The sequence below is a fragment of the Xanthomonas sp. SHU 166 genome, from assembly GCF_000364685.1.
GTDB classification, from domain to species: domain Bacteria; phylum Pseudomonadota; class Gammaproteobacteria; order Xanthomonadales; family Xanthomonadaceae; genus Xanthomonas_A; species Xanthomonas_A sontii.
The window spans coordinates 1-3,516 of the sequence record NZ_AQOJ01000616.1 but is presented as its reverse complement, the minus strand read 5'-3'; the positions used below and the strand labels follow the sequence as shown (position 1 = coordinate 3,516).

The 3,516-nt window shown below is 71.5% G+C and carries 3 protein-coding genes; all 3 read right to left on the bottom strand.

Going from position 1 to position 3,516, the window contains the following annotated elements; all coding sequences use genetic code 11:
* Positions 1 to 249: 249 nt before the first annotated feature.
* On the bottom strand, positions 250 to 1,455 hold the full coding sequence (locus D180_RS15085; RefSeq protein ID WP_043091059.1) for a lysozyme inhibitor LprI family protein: 1,206 nt from the start codon (positions 1,453 to 1,455) through the stop codon (positions 250 to 252).
* 54 nt (positions 1,456 to 1,509) lie between these two features.
* On the bottom strand, positions 1,510 to 3,108 hold the full coding sequence (locus tag D180_RS15080; protein WP_017913449.1) for a hypothetical protein: 1,599 nt from the start codon (positions 3,106 to 3,108) through the stop codon (positions 1,510 to 1,512).
* 105 nt (positions 3,109 to 3,213) lie between these two features.
* Positions 3,214 to 3,516, bottom strand: a 303-nt coding sequence (locus tag D180_RS15075) for a GNAT family N-acetyltransferase (protein ID WP_017913448.1), incomplete at its 5' end; no start/stop codon positions are given.

The window sequence follows — 3,516 nt, the reverse complement described above, 5'->3', positions numbered from 1 at the left end:
GCAGTGGCGGGCCACAGCGCGGCGATGTTGTCGCGGAACAACCAGGCCGCGGCGGCGGCCACCAGCACGGCGACCAGGATCCACGGCCAGAACGAGTGACGCGGCTGCATGGGATGCACATCTCCATCGGACAATGGAGGTGTGACCGCCGCGATGCGCACCGGTTCCAGCGCGGGACGGCCGGCGTTCAGGCTAGATGCACGCCTTGCGCGAGGCGCCAGCGCCCCACCAGCGCCGCGTACGCGACCATTACCCCTGCGGGCCTTCGGCAAAGGCGATGCGCGCACCGACCCAGGCTGCGACCAGCGCCGCCGCGACGCGGTCGGCCTGCGCCGCCGGCATCGCCTTGTGCGTGATCATCCATTGCGCCGCGGCAGCGCGCGCCGGCTGCAAGGCAGCCAGTGCCGCCTTGCGATCGGCCTGCGGCCACACGCTCGCGTCGTGCCACGCGGCGATGGCGGCGGCCGGATCGCCGGGCGGCTCGGCGCCCTTGGGTTGTTTCAGCAATAGCAGTGGCGACACCGTGGCCTGCAGCGACAGCACCCGCCATGCGGCGAAATCCGCGTAGCGCATGGTGCCCGCGTCGTCGGAGACGCGATCCACCAGGCTGCCGAATGCCTGCTGCAAGCGCATCCATGCGGGTTGATCGAACAGGCCGGGCAACGGCCGGCAGATCGGCGCGGCAAGATCGCGGCTGGAGCCATACAGCGGGCCCATGGCGTCGTAGGCGGCCTCGCCCTGCGCGGCGAACACGAAACAATGCACGTAGGGACGCGGATTCGGCTGCGTGGCCGCATCCGGCGTATAGCCGCTGCGTTCGATCCACAGCCGCAACAGGGTCAGGTCGCGCGCTTCCCCGGCCTGTCGGCTGCTCGGCTCGGACGTGTCGAGCAGCCCGGCGGATACCCCGTCCTGCTGCCGCAGGGCGGTGCTAGCGGACGCGAACCGGGCACGCGCTTCGGCCGCCGCCACCCCGGCCGCCGGCACGAAGCGATGCAGGTACACCAGCCAGGCCGAGGCCAGACCACCATCGTAGGCGCGCAGCTGCGCCGCCGCCGCGGCAGGCGTGGTGGGAATGCTGGCGACGATGCGGTCGAAGCGCGCCGCCTGCGGCGCGAACTCGGCGTCCAGCGCGCGTACCCGCGCCTCCATCCGCTGTTTCAGGCAGGCCCCCGGATCGGTCTCGGCCAGGCAGCTCTGGCGCTGCGCCAGCCAGTCGCGCTGCGCGTTGCGCACGCCAGGCCGCTGCGCCGCGGGGACCACGTCGCGCAGCGCCGCATAGCGCAGGGCCAGCCATTCCTCCGTGGCGTCCAACCGCTTGTCCGTGCACAACAGTCGCTCCACCGCCGTGGTTGCCTTGCTGCAATCGAACGACACCGCGCCGGCCTCGGGCACCCAGCCCAGTGCCAGCAGCAGTGCCAGCGCACGCATGCGCAGGCCAGGGCAAGCGTTCATGCCATCCTCCTCTCGTGCATCGTTGCGATCCCGGCACCGCTTGTCGCGCCGCCGTCAGTCCACCAGCACCGCGCGCGGCTTCTGCAACGACAGCAGGCCGAGCAGCGCGGCCAGCACCAGGTAGCCGCCGACGAACTGCCAGGCGATCAGCTTGGGCACGCCGCTCAGCGTCCATGGCAGGTACAGGCCGCCGCGCGGGTCCACCGAGTGGATCAGCCCGAACAGGGTCAGCCCGGCCGCCACCAGCAGGAACACGGCGGCACGGCGCAGGCGGCCGTCCACCATCGCCGCCACTGCGGCGATCCACAGCATCGCGGTGATGATGAAGCCGTTGCCCAGGGTCAGGATCACCGCCAGCTCGGGCAGGCCGTGGCCGTCCAGGGTGGTGGTGAGTTTCGCCAGCTGCTCCGGGGCGATCCAGCCAGGCGCCTTGATCGCAAGCAGGTACGCCACCGACGGCAGGAAACCCAGCACCATCGCGCCGGCATGGCGCTTGGGCGTGGCCTGGAAGGCCTGGGTGGTGATGTCGATGGCGACGTAGACGATGATCGGCGCCAGCACCGCCATCGGCAGCCACTGCACCAGGCCGGCGACCAGCCCGAACATGCCGCCCAGGCCGATGAACAGCCCGGTGAGCAGGGTGTAGCCGCTGCGCGCGCCCATGTGCTTGTAGGCCGGCTGGCCGATGTACGGCGTGGTCTGGGCGACGCCGCCGCAGACGCCGGCGATCAGGGTCGCGCCGGCCTCGACCAACAGGATGTCGCGGGTGCGGTAGTCGTCGCCGGCGGCACGTGCGCTTTCGCTGACGTTGATGCCGCCGACCACCATCAGCAGGCCGAACGGCAGCAACAGCGGCAGCAGCGGCACCGTGTCGGCCAGGCCGGCGACGAACCCCAGGCTCGGCCACGGCAACACCAGCTGCGGCGCGCTCCATTGCGGCGCCTGGTGGCCGGGAATGCCGAAGCCGGCCGCGTTGGCCCAGTAGTACAGGCCGGTACCCAACGCCAGCGCCAGCGGCACCCCCGGCAGGCGCCACGGCAGCCGCCCCTTGGCGATCAGCACGTACAGCAGCAGGCCCAATACCACCAGCCCGACCAGCGGCGTGCGCAGCGTCTCCAGCAGCGGCAGGAAGCCCATCAACACGATGGCGATGCCGGCGATGGAGCCGAGCAGCGCGGCGCGCGGCAAGGCGCGGGTGACCGCATCGCCGAAGAACGACAGCACGGTCTTCAGCGCGCCCATCACCACCAGCGACGCCATGCCCAGGTGCCAGGTGGCCAGCGCCGCGGCCTGCGGGTCCAGGCCCTGCTGCTTGTAGCGCACGAACGCCGGGCCGAGCACCAGCAGCGCCATGCCGATGCTGGTCGGCGCATCCAGGCCCAACGGCATCGCGGTGACGTCGCTGCGCCCGCTGCGCACGGCCAGCCGCCGCGCCATCCAGGTGTAGAGCAGGTTGCCGACCAGCACGCCGAAGGCGGTGCCGGGAATCATCCGGGTGTAGATGACCTCGACGGGGAACTGGAACAGGCCGACCAGCGCCAGGGTGATGAAGCCGAGGATCGACAGGTTGTCGACCACCAGGCCGAAGAAGCCGTTGAGGTCGCCGGCGACGAACCAACGCGGACGCGGCGAGACAGGAGCGGGAGTGGACATGCGGGCAGTGGCGGCGTTGGGGGTCGAGGGATGGTAAGGGCAAGCGGCACCGTCGGATCGGTGCACGCGCAGGATGCCGTTTTCCGGCGACGGCGCGCCGCGGCGCTACAGCGGCAGATGCAGGAACTGGTTGAACGCGCTCGGCACGTAATCGCCGAACGCCGGCCCGTTGCGGAAGCCGCGCCGGCGATACAACGCCAGCGCCGGCGCGAACGCCGCGCCGCTGCCGGTTTCCAGGCTCAGCCGCTGCAGGCCTTCGGCGCGGGCGACCGCGATCAGATGGTCGAGCAGGGCCGCCGCCGCACCCTGGCGCAGGAACGCCGGATGCGTGCGCATCGACTTCAGTTCGCCACCGCCATCGTCCAGCGTCCGCAACGCGCCGACCGCGGCCAGCGCCTCGTCGCGCCA